This is a genomic window from Pseudomonas xanthosomatis, assembly GCF_019139835.1.
In the GTDB taxonomy this organism is placed as follows: domain Bacteria; phylum Pseudomonadota; class Gammaproteobacteria; order Pseudomonadales; family Pseudomonadaceae; genus Aquipseudomonas; species Aquipseudomonas fakonensis.
Genome location: NZ_CP077075.1, coordinates 4,373,562 through 4,392,402 on the forward strand (window position 1 = coordinate 4,373,562; position 18,841 = coordinate 4,392,402).

The 18,841-nt window shown below is 66.0% G+C and carries 19 protein-coding genes; 14 read left to right on the forward strand and 5 right to left on the reverse strand.

Annotation, left to right across the window (positions count from 1 at the left end; genetic code table 11):
- Positions 1-133 precede the first annotated feature (133 nt).
- From KSS93_RS19195 to KSS93_RS19215, 5 genes are all read right to left on the reverse strand, one after another.
- The gene (locus KSS93_RS19195; RefSeq protein ID WP_217885534.1) at positions 134-916 is read right to left on the reverse strand and encodes a hypothetical protein; all 783 of its coding nucleotides are present in this window, start codon (positions 914-916) and stop codon (positions 134-136) included.
- A gap of 30 nt (positions 917-946) precedes the next feature.
- Positions 947-1,615, reverse strand: coding sequence for an HD domain-containing protein (locus KSS93_RS19200; RefSeq protein ID WP_217885535.1), 669 nt, complete (start codon positions 1,613-1,615; stop codon positions 947-949).
- A gap of 4 nt (positions 1,616-1,619) precedes the next feature.
- Entirely contained in the window at positions 1,620-1,781 is a 162-nt protein-coding gene (locus tag KSS93_RS19205; protein WP_217885536.1) for a DUF2986 domain-containing protein, read from the reverse strand.
- Between the two features lie 335 nt (positions 1,782-2,116).
- Positions 2,117-2,812, reverse strand: coding sequence for a YwqG family protein (locus KSS93_RS19210; protein ID WP_217885537.1), 696 nt, complete (start codon positions 2,810-2,812; stop codon positions 2,117-2,119).
- Between the two features lie 95 nt (positions 2,813-2,907).
- On the reverse strand, positions 2,908-3,369 hold the full coding sequence (locus KSS93_RS19215) for an Lrp/AsnC family transcriptional regulator (RefSeq protein WP_217885538.1): 462 nt from the start codon (positions 3,367-3,369) through the stop codon (positions 2,908-2,910).
- A 178-nt stretch (positions 3,370-3,547) separates the two neighbouring features.
- On the opposite strand from KSS93_RS19215, the gene KSS93_RS19220 reads away from it, so the two are divergent.
- From KSS93_RS19220 to KSS93_RS19285, 14 genes are all read left to right on the forward strand, one after another.
- Positions 3,548-4,783 (forward strand): Zn-dependent hydrolase, encoded by a 1,236-nt coding sequence (locus KSS93_RS19220; protein WP_217885539.1) that lies wholly within the window; start codon positions 3,548-3,550, stop codon positions 4,781-4,783.
- Between the two features lie 204 nt (positions 4,784-4,987).
- Positions 4,988-6,187 carry a diaminopropionate ammonia-lyase gene (locus tag KSS93_RS19225; protein WP_217885540.1) on the forward strand — a complete coding sequence of 400 codons (1,200 nt, stop codon included), beginning with the start codon at positions 4,988-4,990 and terminating at the stop codon, positions 6,185-6,187.
- 173 nt (positions 6,188-6,360) lie between these two features.
- Positions 6,361-6,756 carry a hypothetical protein gene (locus tag KSS93_RS19230; RefSeq protein WP_217888813.1) on the forward strand — a complete coding sequence of 132 codons (396 nt, stop codon included), beginning with the start codon at positions 6,361-6,363 and terminating at the stop codon, positions 6,754-6,756.
- 123 nt (positions 6,757-6,879) lie between these two features.
- On the forward strand, positions 6,880-8,043 hold the full coding sequence (locus KSS93_RS19235) for a M20 aminoacylase family protein (RefSeq protein ID WP_217885541.1): 1,164 nt from the start codon (positions 6,880-6,882) through the stop codon (positions 8,041-8,043).
- Between the two features lie 171 nt (positions 8,044-8,214).
- Positions 8,215-9,633: an amino acid permease gene (locus KSS93_RS19240; protein WP_217885542.1), complete on the forward strand. Its 1,419-nt coding sequence runs from the start codon at positions 8,215-8,217 to the stop codon at positions 9,631-9,633.
- A gap of 146 nt (positions 9,634-9,779) precedes the next feature.
- Positions 9,780-10,328, forward strand: a complete 549-nt coding sequence (locus KSS93_RS19245; RefSeq protein WP_217885543.1) for a 2,4'-dihydroxyacetophenone dioxygenase family protein — start codon at positions 9,780-9,782, stop codon at positions 10,326-10,328.
- Between the two features lie 86 nt (positions 10,329-10,414).
- Complete coding sequence (locus tag KSS93_RS19250; RefSeq protein WP_217885544.1) at positions 10,415-11,320, forward strand: LysR family transcriptional regulator; 906 nt, start codon at positions 10,415-10,417, stop codon at positions 11,318-11,320.
- A 23-nt stretch (positions 11,321-11,343) separates the two neighbouring features.
- Positions 11,344-12,579, forward strand: a complete 1,236-nt coding sequence (locus KSS93_RS19255; protein WP_217885545.1) for an aspartate aminotransferase family protein — start codon at positions 11,344-11,346, stop codon at positions 12,577-12,579.
- A 364-nt stretch (positions 12,580-12,943) separates the two neighbouring features.
- On the forward strand, positions 12,944-13,360 hold the full coding sequence (locus KSS93_RS19260) for a hypothetical protein (protein WP_217885546.1): 417 nt from the start codon (positions 12,944-12,946) through the stop codon (positions 13,358-13,360).
- A gap of 84 nt (positions 13,361-13,444) precedes the next feature.
- Entirely contained in the window at positions 13,445-14,881 is a 1,437-nt protein-coding gene (locus KSS93_RS19265; RefSeq protein ID WP_217885547.1) for a PucR family transcriptional regulator, read from the forward strand.
- A gap of 1,085 nt (positions 14,882-15,966) precedes the next feature.
- The gene (locus KSS93_RS19270; RefSeq protein ID WP_217885548.1) at positions 15,967-16,782 is read left to right on the forward strand and encodes a protein phosphatase 2C domain-containing protein; all 816 of its coding nucleotides are present in this window, start codon (positions 15,967-15,969) and stop codon (positions 16,780-16,782) included.
- Between the two features lie 242 nt (positions 16,783-17,024).
- Positions 17,025-17,399, forward strand: coding sequence for a hypothetical protein (locus KSS93_RS19275; protein ID WP_217885549.1), 375 nt, complete (start codon positions 17,025-17,027; stop codon positions 17,397-17,399).
- Between the two features lie 134 nt (positions 17,400-17,533).
- Entirely contained in the window at positions 17,534-18,106 is a 573-nt protein-coding gene (locus KSS93_RS19280) for a ComF family protein (RefSeq protein WP_217885550.1), read from the forward strand.
- Positions 18,106-18,786, forward strand: coding sequence for a hypothetical protein (locus KSS93_RS19285; protein ID WP_217885551.1), 681 nt, complete (start codon positions 18,106-18,108; stop codon positions 18,784-18,786). The genes KSS93_RS19280 and KSS93_RS19285 overlap by 1 nt, the downstream gene beginning before the upstream one ends.
- The last annotated feature ends 55 nt before the right edge of the window (positions 18,787-18,841 follow it).

Consider the following 18,841-nt stretch of genomic DNA (forward strand, 5'->3'; position numbering starts at 1 on the left):
CGGGCAAGCCCGCTCCCACAGGGGCCGCGACGGGTTCGTGCCCAGTTCTCTGCGCGACAGCGCAGTCCAAAGGGCTGGGTGATCTCCTACACGTACAGCGCCAGCCCCTGCTCCTCATTTTCCCGCAGCGATCTCATTCCACATAACGCACCCACAGATGCTGCCACCCATCGATAGCCCCGGCAAACACCGCAGTCAGCGCCTCGCGTTGCTCATCGGCAACGTTGTACAGCGCGCACAAATCCTGCGCCACTGCTTGCGCCACCTGCGCACTTGCAGGCTCCGCCCGCAAAAAGCCCAGATACGCCGCGCCCACTCCGATCAGCTCGTAACCCTGTGCCAGCGCCAGGTGCCGCGCAACGGCGTAGTTCTGCGCAGGGTCAAGGTCGCTGGTGAAGTAACCATTGGGGAACGCCGCCAACGCATCACGGCCCTGGGTAACCGGCACTATCAGCGCGGACATGGGCTGGTCGAGCAGGGCCAGCGGGCGCGCCTGATAGCCCACCCACTCCTGCAACGCCGGCTCATCCAGCACCAGCCCGTGGGCGCAGGCGTCTGCAAACGTAACCGGCGCTACCAACGCCAGGAAGTTGCGCAGGCAAATGCCGAACTCGGGTTTGGTGTTCAGGTATCCGAGGTATTCGCCGTCCTCGAAGCACTCAGCCGGCAAGCTGGCGATTTCGTCGTCGGTGGCGGTATCCAGGGCGAGATTGTTGCGTGCGTGGCCCGAGGTGTAGCGGGCCTGGTGGCGGTCATCGAGGGTGAACAATGGCCGGCAGCCAGGGTGCTTGGCGGCGAGGGTGTGATAGGCGTCGTTCAGCTCGGTGAAGCTGGCGATGGCGCTGACCTGGTACTCATCGCACAGGCCGCCGCTGGGGTTGTCATGTTGGTCGTTGCCGCGAAACTCGATATCCATAGGGCTTGGCTGTCCTTGTTCGGTACTTGATCAATGCTCGGGAGCGGCGGTCACGCCGATTTCATCCATGAACCCATCCAGAAATACCTGCAACCGCCCATGCCGTTGCGCCGCCAGGCGCGCACCTTCGCAGGTTGTGAAGCCTTCGGCCAGTTTCAGCAGCTTGGTGTGGAAGTGTTCGATAGCAAAGGTGTCGTCTTGGTACGCCCGGCCCTCGGCAGCAGGGTTTTCGGCGTCGTACAGCGCCCGCGCCATGCGCCCGGACACATAGAAACAGCGGGCTACGCCAACCATGCCGATGGCGTCCAGGCGGTCGCTGTCTTGAAGAATTTTCGCCTCCAGCGTCAGCGGCTCGATGCCGGCAGAAAAGCTGTGGGCCTGTACGGCGTGGGCCACCTGTTCGATGCGTGCCGTCGGCCAGCCCAGCCCGGACAGGATCACCCTCGCCCGCTCAGCCGACAGCGTCGAAGCCTGGGCGCGCAGGGGCGAGTCTTTTTCCACGGCCACGCAGTCGTGCAGTACGGTGGCCGCCAGCAGCACTTCGAGGTCGCCGCCTTCCACGGCCTGGATGCGCCGGGCATTGGCCCAGACCCGCTGGATGTGGGACAGGTCGTGAGAGCCGTCCGTATTGCCTGCAGGCAAGCAGGCCAGCAGTTCACCGGCCAACTGCGCGAAAGGCTGGAACGGTGCGCTGGTCATGGCTTCATCCTTCAGCAGGCGCGGTTACCTGGGCGGCGGCTTCGTCAGCCAGGCGCTGGCGCTCGGCCTTGCAGATGTACTTGTCCTTGCTCTTGGGCGCCAGCTTGGCGCTGGCCTTCTTGGCGTGAGCCTTGAGCAGCTGGTTGATCTTCTTGCGGCGGTTCATGGGTGCGGGGTTCTTTCGGGCAGGTCGGGGCGCACGATACAGCAAGCACGGGCGCGTTGCATGGCGCCAGCCGCGCCGCTGATCGCCTGTAGGAGATTACCCAGCCCTTTCGGGCTGCGCTGTCGCGCAGAGAACTGGGCACGAGCCCGCCGCGGCCCCTGTGGGAGCGGGCTTGCCCGCGAAGCAGACGACGCGGTGTCTGGCACCGGCTTCGCCGGTGTTCGCGGGCAAGCCCGCTCCCACAGGGTATGTGGCGCCCTTACGAATTCTGTTCTCTGCGCGACAGCGCAGCCCAAAGGGCTGGGTGATCTCCTACAGATGACCCTGCAGCGTTTTCAATAGAAGTCGTAGTAGATCGCCCACTGCCCCGTACCCGGGTGCTTCCAGAACATCAGGCTGCCGCCGTGCACCACATTGAGATTGATCTTGGGGTCCGAGGAAATCTGCAAGACGAACTCGAAACCGTCACCGACATGCACGCCCGCCTGGCAATAAGACGGGTAGCCACCAATCTTGTGCTCATGGCAATGGGTGATCAGGTCGTGGTAACTGTCCAGGCTGCCTGCCTTTTCCAAGGCATGCACGGCCTCCTCCACGTCCAACGGAATACCGCCGTCCTCCCACAAGGGGTAGTCCTCGGCCAGCACCTCGGCCTTGAGCGGGAATGGCTTCAAGAACGAGCCAGGCACCGCCAGCTCCTTACGTACAAGCACCTCATTCAAGCCGTACTCGCGAATCAGCCAGTTGTCGCCCATGGGTTCGAACTCGTCAGGTAACTCCCGGCTGATGAACAGGGTCAGCACGCGGGTGCCTGCCAGCGCGGAGCTGGTATGGGACAGGCCCGGCAGGAAGAGCTGGGCATAGGGCAGCATATGCTCGCCTGCGCTGTTTAGCGGGATGCCTTCATCGGGCCGAAACAGGAACACCCGCCCCAGCCAGCTTTCGTCGTCGGTGTGGGCGGGGCGAAAGCCGCCAGCGATCAGGCGGGTGGCCGGGCGGGCCAGGCGCTGTTTGATGGTTTCGGTATCCATGCGGGTACGGCATTCCTTACAGATGGGGGGGCGGATGTTCAATGATTGGCTGACGGCCTCATCGCCGGCAAGCTGGCTCCTACAGGGGGGGTCGTTCAGTCGACAGGCACCTGCATCCCGGTCTTCACATTGCTCATCGATACCAGCGTCTTGAAGCGCTTCACATTGTTGCTTTCAAAGAACAGCTCGCGGGTCAGCTCGGTGTACTGCCCCATGTCGCGCACCAGCATGATCAGCACGAAGTCGCACTCGCCGGCCACGTAGTAGCACTGCTGCACCTGCGGGCAGGCCATGAAGGTGCGCTTCATGGCGTCGAGCAAATCCAGGCGCTCGCTCTCCACCTCCACCTCGGTGATGACGGTGAGGGTGTAGCCCAGCGGCACCGGGTCGAGCTGGGCCACGGTGCGCTGGATCACGCCGTCGCTGGCGAGCTTTTTCAGGCGACGGTTGACGGCGGCGCTGGACAGGTTCACCTCGGCGCCAAGGTCGATCTGCGAGGTGGTGGCATCGCGTTGCACGGCGTCGAGCAGGGCGCGGTCGAAGGGGTCGAGGGGCATGGGGTGGGCTCTTGGGTTGGGTGTGGGGCCAATCGCCGGCAAGCCGGCTCCTGCAGAGGCTGCATGAAAGCGGTGGCTAGTGAAATCAAATTACGCTTTCACCCCAAAAATCAAGATTCCAATACGCGACAGGGGAATACCATTTCTCTCGATCGCCCCTTTGCCCCGGAGAATCCCCATGCCACCACTGCACCTCAACGGCCCCAAGCTGCTGGAGCAGATACATACCCTGGGCCAGATCGGCGCCGACCCGGTCAACGGTGGCCGCACCCGCATCGCCCTCACCAACGCCGAAAAAGCCGGCCGCGATCAGCTGGTGGCCTGGATGCACGAGCTTGAGCTGGAGGTGCAGGTCGACCGTATCGGCAACATTTTCGGCATCCTGCGCGTGCCCGGTGAGGCCGCGCCATTGATGATGGGCTCGCACATCGACAGCGTCACCAACGCCGGCGCCCTCGATGGCTGCTACGGCGTGCTGGCGGGCCTGGCCGTGCAGCGCGCCTACCGCGAAGCAGGCGTGCTGCCTGCGCGCTCGATCTGTGTGGCGGCGTTCACCAACGAGGAAGGCGTGCGCTACCAGCCGGACATGATGGGCTCGCTGGTGCATGCCGGCGGCCTCGATGTGCAGCAGGCACTGGATACGCTCGGCACCGACGGTACCCGCCTGGGTGACGAACTGCGCCGGATCGGCTATGCCGGTGAGCTTGAGCCGGGCGCCATCGTGCCCCATGAATACCTGGAGCTGCATATCGAGCAGGGCCCGATCCTCGAGGCCGAAGGCGTGCAGATTGGCGTGGTGGAAAACCTGCAGGGTATTTCCTGGCAGCAGGTGACGGTCAAGGGCAACGCCAACCATGCCGGCACCACCCCTACCCGCCTGCGCCATGACGCAGGCTACGTGGCCAGCGCCGTGGTCAGCGAGCTGCGCCGCTTCGCCAAGGCCAGCGGCAGCACTCTGGCCACAGTCGGCTGCATGAGCTTCGAGCCCAATGTGATCAACGTGATCCCGCGCCGCGCCAGCTTCACCGTCGATTTGCGCGACCCCAGCGAGCACAAGCTGCAACAGGCCGAAGCGCATTTGGCACAATTGCTGCGCCAGCTGGCGCAAGAGGAAGGCGTCAGTGTCGACACCGAACAGCTGGTGCGCTTCGAGCCGGTGCAATTCGATGCAACGCTGGCCGATCAGATCCAGGCCTGCGCCGAGCGCCGGGGCCTCAGTTACCGGCGCATGACCTCCGGCGCCGGCCACGACGCGCAGATGATCGCGCGCATCGCCCCGGCGGCGATGATCTTCGTGCCCAGCCGTGGCGGCATCAGCCACAACCCCCGCGAGCATACCGATGACGGGCAGTTGCTCGAGGGTGCGCAGGTGCTGCTGGAGGTGGTGGCGCGGCGGTTGGATAAACACCGCTAGCCGGCGCTGTAGGAGCGGCCTTGTGCCGCGAATGGGCTGTGTAGCAGCCCCGGCAATCTTGCGGGATACCGAGATACTGGGGCTGCTACGCAGCCCATTCGCGGCACAAGGCCGCTCCTACACAGGACCATTGAATCAAACACATTGGCGCCCGCCCTCCCCGGCGGCACGCCCGCGCTTTGCCTTCGAAAAAGGAGCCACCCCATGCTGTACGCCAACCCCAACGCCACCCGCCAGCCCTACCCCGCGGCACTGCGCGAGGTGATGAGCATCGCCAGCGCCGCTGAAAGCCGCCAGTGGCTGGCGCACTGGCCACAACTGCGCGCCGCCGGCACCCCGCTGTACAGCCTGCCCGACCTGGCCGCCGAGCTGGGCATCGGCCAGTTGCTGGTCAAGGACGAGTCGGTGCGCTCGCCGCTGGGCAGCTTCAAGGCCCTGGGTGCGCCCATCGCCCTGGTACGCCTGATCCTGCGCAGCTTCCCTGAACACAGCTTCTGCGCCGCCGGGCTGTTCGCCGGCCAGCACGCTGCGCAACTGGCCGGCTTCAGCGTGATCAGCGCCACCGACGGCAACCACGGCAAGGCCCTGGCCGCCGCCGCGCAAAGCATCGGCTGCCGCTGCGTGATCGTGTTGCACGCCAACGTCAGCCTCGAACGCGAGCAGGCTATCGCCGCCTATGGCGCACAGATCGTGCGCATTCGCGGCAACTACGACGAGTCGGTGGCCCACGCCGCCGCCCTGGCCGAGGCCAATGACTGGCTGGTGGTGTCCGACACCTCCTACGACGGTTACGAAACCATCCCCCGCGATGTGATGCAGGGCTACGGCACCATTGCCGCCGAAGTGCTCGAGGCCAATGCCCAGCCATTCACCCATGTGTTCCTGCAAGGCGGCGTGGGCGGCCTGGCGGCGGGTATCGCCAGCTACCTGTGGGAGCAGTCTGGCGAGCAGCGCCCGGTGTTGGTCATGGTTGAGCCCGAGCAAGCCGACTGTTTGTACCAGAGCGCCATCGCCGGCAAGGCGGCCACCGCCACCGGTTCGGTGGACTCCGTGATGGCCGGGCTTGCCTGCGGTGAAACCTCGCCGCTGGCCTGGCGCTTTTTGCAGCCGAGCGTGGACTTTTTCATGACCATTCACGACTACGAGGCGGTCGATGCCATGCGCCGGCTGGCTCGCGGCAGCGAGCGGGATATTCCGATGGTGGCCGGTGAGTCGGCGGTGGCCGGGCTGGCGGGGCTGGCACGGCTGGTGGGTTCGCCGGAACTGGCAGCGCAGGTCGGGCTGGATGGCCAGTCGCGGGTGCTGCTGATCAGCACCGAAGGGGCCACGGCGCCGGGGGTGTATGCCGAGCTGGTGGATGAGAGCGCCGAGTCGGTGCTGCAGCGCCAGCAGGCCTGGGGGTGATGCGGCGCATTGACCGATTGAGGTGATTTCGTGGGAGCGAGCTTGCCCCGCGATCGATGGCACCGGCTGCGCCGGTATCGCGGGGCAAGCCCGCTCACACGCACCGTTATCTGCACGAAAGCGCGGGCCGACAAGGCCCTCGCTCCACACAACAAGAACAACGGAGACACCCCATGCAGACAACCCAACGCAGCATCGGCCCCTGGTCGCTGATGCTCACCGGCCTCGGCTCGATCATCGGGTCCGGCTGGCTGTTCGGCGCCTGGCACGCCTCGGCGATTGCCGGGCCTGCGGCCATTCTGGCCTGGATCATCGGCGCCGTGGTGGTGCTGGCCATGCCGGCGATGGCGCTGCTGTCGTACCTGGGTAGCCAGGCGTTCGGCGGTATCGGCGTGCTCGGTGAGGGCTGGGACATGCTGGCCGTGGCGCTGGTGGCGCTGGGGTTCTACCACTTCGGCGTGCGCAGTGGGTATCGCACCCGGTACCTGGCCGAGAGCGTGGTGTGGCGGCAGGAAACAAGCCAGCACGACAGCACCGAACCCATGCCGGCAACGCCTGCCCAGAGCTGAAACACAAAACCTGTGGGAGCGGGTTCACCCGCGAAGGCGATGCCGGCCTCACTGCCGCCTTCGCGGTAAACCCGCTCCCACAGGGTACGCATTCCAATCTGCAAGCCCACAGGAACCACTGGCATGTCCACACCTTCTCTGCAACAGCAACTCACCACCTGGCGCCGCAACTTCCACCGCCACCCGGAAACCGGTTTCGAGGAGTTCAACACTGCCGCCGAGGTGGCGCGCATCCTGCGCAGCCTGGGCCTTGAAGTGCACGAAGGCATCGGCGGCACGGGCCTAGTGGCCAGCCTCACGGTAGGCGACGGCCCCGGCTGCATCGGCCTGCGCGCCGACATGGACGCGCTGAACATCCACGAGCAGGCCGGGCAGCGTGCCCATGCCTCCTGCACCCCGGGCAAGATGCACGCCTGCGGCCACGACGGCCATATGGCCATGGTGCTGGGCGCGGCCAAACTGCTGTGCGAGCGGCGCGACTTCAACGGCACCGTGCGTTTTATCTTCCAGCCCGCCGAAGAACATGGTCGCGGCGCCAAGGCGATGATGGCCGACGGTCTGTTCCAGCGCTTCCCGGTGGATGCGCTGTACGGCGCCCATAACATGCCCGGCATGCCCGCCGGGCATATCGCCACCCGCAGCGGCGGCATCATGGCCAGCGAGGACAACTTCGTCATCCATATCCAAGGCCGTGGCACCCATGCAGCACGCCCGCACATGGGCATAGACCCGCTGGTGATCGGCGCCCAGATCGTGCTGGCCCTGCAAACCGTGGTGGCGCGCAATGTCGACCCGAGCCTGCCGGCGGTGGTGTCGTGCACCGAGTTCCTCACCGACGGCATCCGCAACGCCATCCCTACCCACGTCACCCTCAAGGGCGACACCCGCAGCTACCACCCGGCAGTCCAGCAGTTGCTGGCGCAACGCATGCAGCAGATCTGCCAGGGCATCTGCGCAGCCCATGGCGCTAGCTGCAGCTTCAAGTACAGCCACGAGTTCGCCCCCACGGTGAACTGGCCGGCGAACACTGCCACTGCCGTGCAGGCGGCGCGCAACGTGGTGGGCGAGGCGGCAGTGGATGCCGAGGTGCAGCCGATGATGATCTCCGAGGACTTCGGCGCGTTCCTGCAGCAGGTGCCGGGCAACTTCGTGTTCATCGGCAACGGCGCCGCCGGCGAGGACGGCTCGGTGCCGCTGCACAACGCCAGCTACGACTTCAACGACCGCATTCTGGAAACCGGTGCGCGTTACTTCGCTGAACTGGCGCGGGTTTCGCTGCCACGCTGAGCCCCTTGGCTGCGCGGTGCAACGCCGCGCAGCCTGCTTGCTGTGAACGCTCGTCATACCTGCTGTGCCGCGCTGCCCCCTAATCCCCCTCGACGTTGCCGCTTAACGTAGTCAACCAAGGCCCGTAGATGGCCCATGACAACAACAAGCGTGCAACCGAGGTGCAAGCCGATGCGTGGCGATCAAGACAAGACAAACAACAAGCTGGGGACTGGCTTGAAGGGCAGGCAGGTCACGATGATCTCGATTGGCGGGGTGATCGGCGCCGGCCTGTTCGTGGGGTCGAGCAATGCCATCGCCGCCGCAGGGCCGGCGGTGCTGGTGGCCTATGTGATCGCGGCGGCGATCGTGGTGCTGGTGATGCAGATGCTCGGTGAAATGGCCACGGCGCGGCCGGACACCGGCTCGTTCTCCTCCTACGCCGACCAGGCCATCGGCCGTTGGGCCGGGTTTTCCATCGGCTGGCTGTACTGGTGGTTCTACGTGCTGGTGATCGCCATCGAGGCGATCGTGGCCGGCAACATCCTCGGCGACTGGCTGGGCCTGCCCCACGCGCTCACGGCGTTCGCCATCACCCTGGTGCTGATTGGCTGCAACAGCTTGAGCGTCGGCTCGTTCGGTACCCTGGAGTACTGGCTGTCGCTGTTCAAGGTGCTGGCCATCGTCAGCTTCATCGTGCTGGGGGTGCTGGCCATTTTCGGCCTGATGCCCGGCTCGTCGGTCAGCGGTGTAGCCAACCTGTGGGCCAACGGCGGCTTTGCCCCCAAGGGCAACGTGGCCATTGTCGCTGCGTTGCTGACGGCGATGTTCAGCTTCCAGGGCAGCGAGGTGGTGACCATCGCTGCGGCCGAATCGCGCAACCCCAAGGCCAACATCAAGAAGGCGATTCGCGCGGTGGTGTGGCGCCTGGGCCTGTTCTACCTTGGCTCGATGTTCGTGGTCGTGTGCCTGATCCCGTGGAACGCCCCGGGGCTGGCGCAGGGTTCGTACCAGGCGGTGCTGAACGCGATGAACATCCCCTGGGCGCCGGGCATCATGAGCATCGTGGTACTGGTGGCGGTGACCAGTTGCCTGAACTCGGCGATCTACACCGCCTCGCGCATGGCCTGGTCGCTGGCCCGGCGTGGCGATGCGCCGGCGGCGGTGGCGCGCACAACCGGCCAGGGTGTGCCGGTGCTGGCGGTCGCCCTCACCTCGCTGGCCGCCCTGGCGGCACTGGCAGCCAACTACCTGCTGCCGGCCCAGGTGTTCCAGTTTCTGCTGGCCACCAGCGGCGCGCTGGCCCTGCTGATGTACCTGGTGATCGCCGTCACCCAGCTGTGCATGCGCCGCAAGCTGGTGGCGCTGGGCCGGCCGCTGGAGGTGCGCATGTGGCTGTTCCCCTGGCTGACCCTGCTGACCATCGCCTTCATTGCCGGGGTGTTCGTGGTGATGGCGGCCTTCCCCGGGCAACGTGCCGAGTTGCTCAGCACTCTGGGGCTGACCGCCGTGCTAGTGGCCATCGGCAGCTACCTGCAAATACGCCAGCCGGCGCTGTCGGCCCGGCGCAGCGCGCTGCACTTCGATGACCTGCCCGCGCCCAACGCCTGAGCCCTTTGCCCGCCCATTGTGCCGTGACCGCAGGTCACAGCCACTGTGCCGGACGTGCTCTTTTTTACCCGATTTCGCAGCCCTAACCTGACTGCACCCCGGCCCTCACAGGCCGGGCAATCCAAGAAACCAATGTGGAAGCTCCCATGACCGTAGCCGCTAACGTAGCCCCCAAGCCTGACGAACTGGCCATCCCTTACCAACTGCCGCAAGTGCCGTTCATGTCGCCCGACATGGTCCACCCGGGCGTGCTCGACAAATGGCTCGAAGACGACCAGCTGTGGGTCCCGGTGACCGCCTCGGTGTCGTTCAAGCCGCTGCTGCTGAGCGTGTCCGGCGGCTACTACATCAACCTGCTGCGGGTACGCCAGAGCGGCGTGCTGTCGCGCCACCGCCATACCGGCGGGGTGCATGCACTGGTGCTCAAGGGCCGCTGGTACTACCTGGAGCACGACTGGATCGCCGAGCAAGGCTCGTTCGCCTACGAGCCGCCAGGCGAAACCCACACCCTGTTCGTGCCCGAAGACGTCGAAGAGATGATCACCTGGTTCCACGTGCAGGGCGGCTATACCTACGTTGACCCGCAAGGGGTGGCGGTGGGTTACGAGGACGTGTTCACCAAGCTGGAAACCGCCCGCGCCCACTACAAGGCGCTGGGCCTGCCGGACGACTACATCGAGCAGTTCATCCGCTGACTGAACCTGCCCGGCGCGCCTGCGGGCCGCGGGTTGCCAGCCCCACGCCGCACTGCCAGCATGCTGCTGAACAACGGAGGCCTGCCATGGACAACTACTCGCAACTGCTGGCCTTTCTCGGCGCCGCCGAGCACGGCAATTTTTCTGCCGCAGCACGCGCCTGCGGCCTGACCCCGTCGGCCATCAGCAAGCTGATCTCGCGCCTTGAGGACCGCCTGCAGGTGCGCCTGTTCCAGCGCGGCACCCGCAGCCTGACCCTGACCGAAGAAGGCGCTGCCTACCTGGTCAGCGCCCGCGCGGTGAGCGATGCCATGGCCGAGGCCGACTCGCTGGCCGAAGCCTTCCCCACCCGGGTCAGCGGCACCTTGCGGGTGCACACCATGACCACCTTCGCCAAGCACCAGATCATCCCCTGGCTGCCGGAGTTCCTGGCCGCCTACCCGGGGCTGACCGTGGACATTCAGGTGGGCGCGCAGTTTATCGACCAGTTCGACCAGGGGCTGGATGTGGCCATCCACAGCGGCGTGCTGCCCGACTCCTCGCGCATCGCCCGCAAGATCGGCCAGAGCCGCTGGGTGATCTGCGCGTCGCCCGCGTACCTGGCGCGCTGCGGCACGCCCACGCGACCGGCGCAGCTGCTGGAGCACACCTGCTTTTCGTTCGGTTTCAGCAGCGTGTGGAACACCTGGGGCTTTCGCGTCGAGGGCCAGGCCATCACCGTGCCGGTGGTGCCCAAGGCCACCTTCGCCCAGGGCGACCTGCTGCGCGACCTGGCCCTGGGCGGGGCCGGCATCGTGCGCCTGGCCGAGTTCCATGTTGGCCAGGACATCCAGGAAGGCCGCCTGGTGCCGCTGCTCGAAGCCCAGGCGCAGGACAGCACCGAACCGATCTACATGATCTACACCAATCGCAAGCACCTCAGCCCACGAATCCGTGCGTTTCGCGACTTCCTCGAACAGAAGCTCGCAGGCAGCCCATGGAACACCCGCTGAGGCACCACGACACAGAGGTCCATATGCGCAACCTTGTAGGCGACGTTTCCAGCGCCGCCCGTATTCTGCCTCCGCTCGACGGCCAGGCCCTGTTCATCCGCAACGGCAAGGGCGCCCATCTTTGGGACGACCACGGCCAGCGCTACATCGACACGGCTCTGGGCTTTGGCGCGGTGCTGCTGGGCCATGCCGATGGCCAAGTCAACGCCCGGGTCGCCGAAGCCCTGGGCGACTCCGCCTCGCCCTCCTGGGCCCACGTGCGCGAGCATGCCGCCGCCAGTGCGCTGGCCGCCCACACCGGCGCCATGAGCAAGGTGATCTTCACCAATTCGGGCAGCGAAGCAGTGCACCTGGCCTGCCGCGCCGCCCGCGCCTACACCGGGCGCGGGCGCATCGCCAAGATGGCCGCAGGCTTCGACGGCTGGTTCGACGATGTCAGCTTTGGCAATGTCGGCTCGCCCCAGGCCGCCTTCGCCGACGGCCAGCGCCCGGCCACCGCGCGCACCACCTTGCTGCGCTTCAATGACTTCGCGGATGTCGAGCGCTTGTTCGCCGAAGACGCCGACATTGCTGCGGTGATCCTCGAGCCGATGCTGGCCAACGCCGGCTGCATCATGGCCGCACCGAGTTACCTTGAGCATGTGCAGGCCGTGGCCCGTCGCCATGGCGCGTTGCTGATCGCCGACGAGGTGCTGATGGGCTTTCGCCTGTACCCGGGGCTTGCCAGCCTGCAGGCCGGGCTGGACCCGGACATCGCCAGCGTCGGCAAGGCCATCGGCAACGGCGTGCCGGTGTCGGCCATCGTCGGCAAGCCCCATGTGCTGGCAGGCTTCGAGGAGGGCCGGGTACTGCGTGGCGGCACCTTCAGCGGCAACCCGCTGGCTTGCGCTGCGGTGCTGGCGACGCTGGAACAGCTGGACCAGGCCGACTACGGTGCGCTGATCGCCCGTGGCGACGAGCTGCGCCGGGCGCTGCAGGCGGCCTTCCACGCCCAGGGCATTGCCGTCAGTACCAGTGGCTATGGCAACGTGTTCGCCATCTGGCCGTCGCAGCGTGCGCCCGCCACTTACGCCGAAGCCCTGGCGTTCGGCGATGCCGCGTTCAGCCAGGCGCTGCACCTGGCGCTGCGCGCTGCGGGGGTGCTGGTGATGCCGTCGCAGTATGGGCGGCTGTATCTGTCGTTCGAGCATGATGATGCGGTGGTCGAGCAGATGAAGCAGGCGTTCGAGCAAGTGGCGCGGGCGATGGCCCGGCCATAGCGCCCCCTTTCGGGCTGCGCTGTCGCGCAGGGAACTCCGGCCGCAAGCGCGCCCCGGCACCTGTGGGAGCGGCTTTAGCCGCGAAGCAGACACCGCGCTAGATGGCACCGGCTTCGCCGGTGTTCGCGGCTAAAGCCGCTCCCACAGGTATGGCGCCTGGTTCGGGCTTCGCGCGATCCTGTAGGAGCCGGCTTGCCGGCGATCACCGGCACAGCCGGTGCCAGCATTCGCCTGTGCCGGCGATCCGGCGCAGCCGGCCAGGCCTTGTGCTGACCGTTCTGGCCTCATCGCCGGCAAGCCGGCTCCTACAGGGTGCGGGCAAAATGCTACCCTGCCCGCCTCTCAAAGAAGGAAGCCACGCCTCATGGACCGACCCTACAACGCCCCGTCAGCCGCCGCCCCGCAACGCAGCTACATCGCTCGCCACTGGCGCGGCGAGCTGTCCCTGGCGCGCACCTTCCTGCTCAACGGCGTTGCCCTCTGCCTGTTGTTCATCGTCGCGACCAGCCCGCTGCAGGCGCTCATCTTCGATGCCTCGGCCGACCCCATGACGGCAGGCCTGATCGGGCTGCTGATCATCTGCGCAGGCCTGGTGCTGGTCACCTGGCAACTGGTCGGCCTGTGGCGCTCTGCCAGGCGTCAGGGCGGGCTTGTCGGGGTGGTAGTACCGTTGCTGATCGTCGCGGTACTGGCGCATTTCGCCTACCCCTTCGCCAAGGGCTTCGTCAGCGGGTTCTCCAAGAGCTTCAGCGAGCAGTTCGAGCGCAGCTCGGCAGATTGATTCTCGCCCTGGCCGGCGCTATCGCACGCGGCGCGCAGCTCTGCGATCATGGGCGGCCAACGCCGCCCAACGAGAACTAGCGCCATGCTCACGGTCCAGGACCTTATCGCCATCGACCTGCTCAAGCTGCAGCCGGTGGCCGGCCTTTGCGGCACCGGCCGGCTGATTACCTGGGCCCACGCCGTCGACCTGCCCGACCCGTGGCGCTGGGTGTCACCGGGCGACCTGGTGATGACCACCGGTGTGGGCTTGCCGGCTGACCCGCTTGAACAGGTGGCGTGGCTGGAGCAACTGGTGCAGAGCAACCCCAGCGCGTTGGTGGTGGCCCCGCGCCCTGATGCCCCGGCGCTGTCCCAGGCCCTGCTGGACGCGGCCGAGCGCCTGATGTTCCCAGTGTTGCAGGCGAGCTTTGAGCTTGAGTTCGTCAAGCTGTCGCACTATGTGATCGAGAGCGTGCTGCAGGCCCAGCGCGAGCGCTTCAATGCCAGCGAGCGGTTGTTCCAGACCTACGCCGATGCGCTGCGCAAGGCGCCGGACATGGCCGGCCGGCTGGCGATCCTGGCCGACACCCTTGGGCTGGAGCTGGCCATCGAGGACGCCGTCAGTGGCGCGCCGATGGTTGCCAGCCACCCTGGCCAGCATAGTGAGCAGGTCGAGCGCATCGCCATCGGCGGGCGCACCCGGGCCAACCTGGCGATGGGCCGGCGGGCGCGGCGTTCGCCAGATGACTCGATCCTGGTGCGTTCGCTGGTGGGGTTGCTGGGGGTGGAGCTTGAGCGTTTGATGATTCACCGCGACCAGCAGCGCGAGGAAGGCGCGGCGCTGCTGCGCAGCCTGCTGGATAGCGAGACCGAGTTCGCCCTGGCCCGGCCGCTGCTGGAGCGTCGGGGCCTGACGGGCAGTTTGGTGAGCCTGGCGATCCGCCCGGGTGACGACGGGCCATGGAGCGCCGACGCCGTGCACCAGGCCCCTGCCCTGCACGGTGCCTGCCCGTTGCTGCTGGCCGACAACGGTTTGCTGCTGGCGATCAGCCGGGATGACGCGCATGCCTTCGAGGCGCTGCGGGCGAGCCTGGGCAGCGGCACGCTGATCGGGGTAAGCGGCGCCATCGCCACGGCCACCGGGTTTCGCGAGAGTGCGCGGCAGGCGCGGTTGGCCCTGGCCCAGGCCAGTGAGGTGGGCGCTGCGGTGCTGCGTTATGGTGAGGCGGAGACGGGGCTGATCATGGCGCCCAAGTCGCTGGCCGAGGCGCGGGCTTTGGTGGGGCGCTATCTTGGGCCGTTGATCGAGCATGACCGGAGCCAGGGGGCTGCCTTGCTGGGGACGCTGATGACTTTTCTCGATAACGACGGGAACTGGAAGGCCACGGCGCTGGACCTTGGGATTCATCGGCAGACGCTGGTGTATCGGTTGAAGCTGGTGGAGCAGTTGACGGGGATCAAGCCCACTACTACCCACGGGATTGCGCGGTTTTGGATTGCCATACAGGCGGGGCGTAATACGGAGTTGATTGGGGGATGATTTTTGGGTTTGGGTTCGGGTTCGGGTTCGGGTTCGGGTTCGGGTTCGGGTTCGGGTTCGGGTTCGGGGCTTTAGGGTGATTGCTTTTGGAGATGTATGCGCATTCATTGACGATGAGCGCTTTTCGTCACCTTTCCGCCCTTACGGCGGGTTACTTTGGTCGCGGCTCGGCGCCCCCGGCCAAAGTAACCAAAGCCGCCCTGCTCCCATCATCCGGCCCCCTACGCTGCGCTTCGGGGGTTCCCTCGCTCCGGGCTTGCTCCGGAGGTACGCGCCGACGGGCCGTCCCTGGCCCGATCGGCGCTCGACCGGCATCCATGCCGGTCGCCCTCCTACGCAATCCCTACGCTCGGCCTCCTGAAGTCGCGATTTGTGTTGCCTGAACTACCGCGCGCTTAGAAGCAAGATCAAGAGCCAGATCAAGAGCCAGATCAAGAGCTGGGATGTGGGTTTGATTGTTATTGATGTGTTGTTTGTTCTGACGCCATCGCGGGTCAAGCCCGCTCCCACGTTAGTTGTGCGTACCAAATTCAAGCGTGAGAGCGGGCTTGCCCCGCGATTAAATCCTGAGTTCCCACGGTGGCAACTAGCGACCGAGCTGCGTACTCCCAGGCGCCGCCACTAACTTCGCGACTTCAGGAGGCCGAACGCAGGGATTGCGTAGGGGGGCGACCGGCATGGATGCCGGTCGAGCGCCGATCGGGCCAGGGACGGCCCGTCGGCGCGTCCCCCCGGAGCAAGCCCGGAGTGAGGGTACCCCCGGAGCGCAGCGCAGGGGGCCGGATGATGGGAGCGAGCGGTTTTGCTTACTTTTGCCAAGACAAAAGTAAGCCGCCGTAAGGGCGGAAAGGTGAATAAGCGTCACTAAAAATAATGAATGCGCATACAACTTTCAAAACCAACCAATGCAAATATCAGCAGATCAAACAGATCAAACAGCGTACACCACAAGATATAAGCCGCCCGCAAGGGCCTCACCGCCGGCAAGCCGGCTCCTACAACCAACCAACCGTTTGACGCCCGAAGCCTAAACCTTCAAGGTCGCCCCCTCATGCCGAAAAAAACCAGCCCCCCCGGAGAGCCCCATGCATTTCGACCTGATCCAGACCCTGAGCCTGGCCGGCAAACGCAACGTGCCCAACGACGACCGCATCGGCTGCGCCAATAACCACGCCTGGGTCATCGACGGTGCCACCGACCTGGGCGAACCCGGCCTGCTCGGCGAGCGAGGCGGCGCCGCGTGGCTGGCCAGCGCCGCCCAGCGCGCCTTCGCCAATGCGGCAGGCCCGCTGCAAGGCATCTGCGAACAAGTGTTCGACCACCTCGCCCGCGACTATGAGCAGGACCGCCAGCGCGAACCACTGGCACTTTGGGAACTGCCCCGCGCCGCCTTCGCCGCCGTGGCCCTGGAAGGCGGGCAACTGGTCTGCGCGCACCTGGCAGACTGCGTGGTGCTGCACCGCAGCGCCGGCGGCATCGCCTTTCTCACCCCGGAGCCGGACCGCGAGGCCGAACGCGCCGAAGCCGCAGCCCTGGGGCCCGGCACCGGCGCCCACGGCGTGCGCACCCCGGCCGTGCTGGCCGACCGCCGCGCCGCACGCGAACGACCGCGCGCAGTGCTGGGGGTCGACCCGCAACAGTCCCGCGCCGGCACCCTCTACAGCCGCGCGCCCGTGGCCCGGGGCGATGACGTGCTGCTGATGAGCGACGGCTTTGCCGCACTGTTCGACACCTACCAGGCCTACACCCCGGCAAGCTTCATCGAACGCTTGCTGGAACACGGGCTCGACGACCTGGCGCGCACCCTGCGCGGCATCGAGCAGGACGACGCCGCCTGCCTGCGCTACCCGCGGTTCAAGATGAGCGACGACGCCTCGGCGATCTGGCTGCGGGTGGGATAAGCTGGCGACGCAGGTTTATCGCGCTACACGATGAACTGTCATGCGGCCCGCTGCCGGCCTGGCGAGAAGCACTTGCCGAAGCCATCGAGGCGTTGGCAGTCGAGGAGGTCTACAGCTTTTTGCAAGCCCGCTGCGACGAGCACGACATGCCGCTGCATCCGTGGAAAAAAAGCCGCTAAGTGATTGGCGAGCTGGTCAAGGTCAGGCCCGTCTGCCAACTGTGGGCCCTGGTGACAACGGCGGTGAACAACGCCGTAACCTATGCCAGCAGGGCCGGCATCAGCAAGACGCAGGCTTCGAATACCCTGCCGAACAACCTGTTGCGCTATGAGCAAAGAGCCACCGAAGAACAGTGGCGCTTCAAGCACTGGAACAGAAACAGCACCAGGCGCCCGCGCTCGGGCCTGTGCAAGACACTGCACGGGCTGCTGCTCAAGCATGACGACCACGGCACCGAGCGCCAGCTCGCCGACTACCTGAAGGCCCTGCCAGGCTGCGTGGAGTACGGCTGCCCCGCTTGTGGCTCGCTGCTGGTGCATGTGCAGGCCAGGCCCGACGAGTTGGTGATCAACTGCAAGGACTGCATTGCAAGGTCGGTGCTGCCCGGTGCCGACTGACCGCGCACGCTTTCTAGGAAACGTCCTACAGCGAAAACGGAAAGCATGAACTCTGCAACGCCGCTGCTCCGACGCAACATGAGGCTTCCGCTTACAGGCGGCCCATCATCGTCTGACAGACAAGGAAGCGCTTCATGACTATCCAGCAACTCCCGCCCTGCCTGCTCTGGAACTACGGCATCAGCCTCGACAAACACACCATCAGCAGCACCCCCATCGGCCACAACGAACAGGGCTACATGCAGTTCGACACCGTACGCACCGCCATCGGCGAGTCGGTGTTCCAGCTCAAGTACCGCGACGATTTCAGCCAGGTCGAGATGCTCGCGCGTGCCGTAGTCACCGCCTTGGCCGGGCGGCGTTTCGATGTGGTGATACCGATGCCGGCCAGCCGCCGTCGTGACCGTCAGCCTGTTCACGAAGTGGCACGCCGGGTGGCGCAACTGATGGGCATCGCCTACCACGACCAGGTACTGGTCAAGGCCTGGAGCACCGGCATGATGAAAGACCTCGACGGCTACCAGGCGCGGATCGAGGCGCTGGCCGATTGCTTCAGCGTCAACGACACCCTGCAAGGGCCTTGCGACGTGCTGCTGATCGACGACCTGTTCGACACCGGCGCCTCGCTGCAGGCTGCCTGTACCGCCCTGCGCGAATGCGCTAGCATCCGCAGCATTTCGGTCGTCGCCCTGACACGGAGACACTAATGCAGCGGGTGTTCATCTCCGGCTCCATCACCCTCAAGCGCCTTGGCCCGCAGGTCGAGGCGCGGCTGGACAACATCCGCACCTCGCAGTTGCAGGTGCTGGTAGGCGACGCCTCCGGTGTCGACAGCGCCGTGCAGCGCTACTTCAAAAGCCACAGCTATGACGCCGTGCGCCTGTACTGCAGCGGCCCGGCGCCACGCCACAACATCGGTGGCTGGCCACAGGTGAACGTGGTGCCGCCGGCCAACGCCAGAGGGCGCGCGCTGTACACGGCCAAAGACCTGCGCATGGCCGAGGACTGCGACTTCGGCCTGATGGTGTGGGACTGCAAGAGCCCCGGTACCTTGAGCAACGTCATCGAACTGTTGCGCCGCAACAAGAAGTCGGTGGTTTACCTGCAGCCCGAGGACGCCTTCCTCACCATCAGCTCGGCCGACGACCTGCACGCCCTGCTCGACCATATGGCCCCGGGTGCACGGCAGGAGGCGGACAAGAAAATCGCGCTGTCGAAAAAGCTGGCCCAGCTTGCCTCGCCCACCGATGACGGCGATGACCCACGCCAACTGCAGGCGCAAATCGACCACCACCGCGCGCGCATTGCCCGCCACCAGCAGCAGATTGACGAATTGCAGGCCAGGTTGGCCAGGCTGGCCCCGGTCGACGACCTGTTCCCCAACTGAACGCACCGGATACAGCGGGCTTGCATTGACCCGCACGTCGTACGCCCGTACGATT

What these genes read in the sequence shown, in the direction of transcription:
- KSS93_RS19195 (WP_217885534.1), bottom strand. Translation starts at nt 916, where the DNA reads ATGGATATCGAGTTTCGCGGCAACGACCAACATGACAACCCCAGCGGC.
- KSS93_RS19200 (WP_217885535.1), bottom strand. Translation starts at nt 1,615, where the DNA reads ATGACCAGCGCACCGTTCCAGCCTTTCGCGCAGTTGGCCGGTGAACTG.
- KSS93_RS19205 (WP_217885536.1), bottom strand. Translation starts at nt 1,781, where the DNA reads ATGAACCGCCGCAAGAAGATCAACCAGCTGCTCAAGGCTCACGCCAAG.
- KSS93_RS19210 (WP_217885537.1), bottom strand. Translation starts at nt 2,812, where the DNA reads ATGGATACCGAAACCATCAAACAGCGCCTGGCCCGCCCGGCCACCCGC.
- KSS93_RS19215 (WP_217885538.1), bottom strand. Translation starts at nt 3,369, where the DNA reads ATGCCCCTCGACCCCTTCGACCGCGCCCTGCTCGACGCCGTGCAACGC.
- KSS93_RS19220 (WP_217885539.1), top strand. Translation starts at nt 3,548, where the DNA reads ATGCCACCACTGCACCTCAACGGCCCCAAGCTGCTGGAGCAGATACAT.
- KSS93_RS19225 (WP_217885540.1), top strand. Translation starts at nt 4,988, where the DNA reads ATGCTGTACGCCAACCCCAACGCCACCCGCCAGCCCTACCCCGCGGCA.
- KSS93_RS19230 (WP_217888813.1), top strand. Translation starts at nt 6,361, where the DNA reads ATGCAGACAACCCAACGCAGCATCGGCCCCTGGTCGCTGATGCTCACC.
- KSS93_RS19235 (WP_217885541.1), top strand. Translation starts at nt 6,880, where the DNA reads ATGTCCACACCTTCTCTGCAACAGCAACTCACCACCTGGCGCCGCAAC.
- KSS93_RS19240 (WP_217885542.1), top strand. Translation starts at nt 8,215, where the DNA reads ATGCGTGGCGATCAAGACAAGACAAACAACAAGCTGGGGACTGGCTTG.
- KSS93_RS19245 (WP_217885543.1), top strand. Translation starts at nt 9,780, where the DNA reads ATGACCGTAGCCGCTAACGTAGCCCCCAAGCCTGACGAACTGGCCATC.
- KSS93_RS19250 (WP_217885544.1), top strand. Translation starts at nt 10,415, where the DNA reads ATGGACAACTACTCGCAACTGCTGGCCTTTCTCGGCGCCGCCGAGCAC.
- KSS93_RS19255 (WP_217885545.1), top strand. Translation starts at nt 11,344, where the DNA reads ATGCGCAACCTTGTAGGCGACGTTTCCAGCGCCGCCCGTATTCTGCCT.
- KSS93_RS19260 (WP_217885546.1), top strand. Translation starts at nt 12,944, where the DNA reads ATGGACCGACCCTACAACGCCCCGTCAGCCGCCGCCCCGCAACGCAGC.
- KSS93_RS19265 (WP_217885547.1), top strand. Translation starts at nt 13,445, where the DNA reads ATGCTCACGGTCCAGGACCTTATCGCCATCGACCTGCTCAAGCTGCAG.
- KSS93_RS19270 (WP_217885548.1), top strand. Translation starts at nt 15,967, where the DNA reads ATGCATTTCGACCTGATCCAGACCCTGAGCCTGGCCGGCAAACGCAAC.
- KSS93_RS19280 (WP_217885550.1), top strand. Translation starts at nt 17,534, where the DNA reads ATGACTATCCAGCAACTCCCGCCCTGCCTGCTCTGGAACTACGGCATC.
- KSS93_RS19285 (WP_217885551.1), top strand. Translation starts at nt 18,106, where the DNA reads ATGCAGCGGGTGTTCATCTCCGGCTCCATCACCCTCAAGCGCCTTGGC.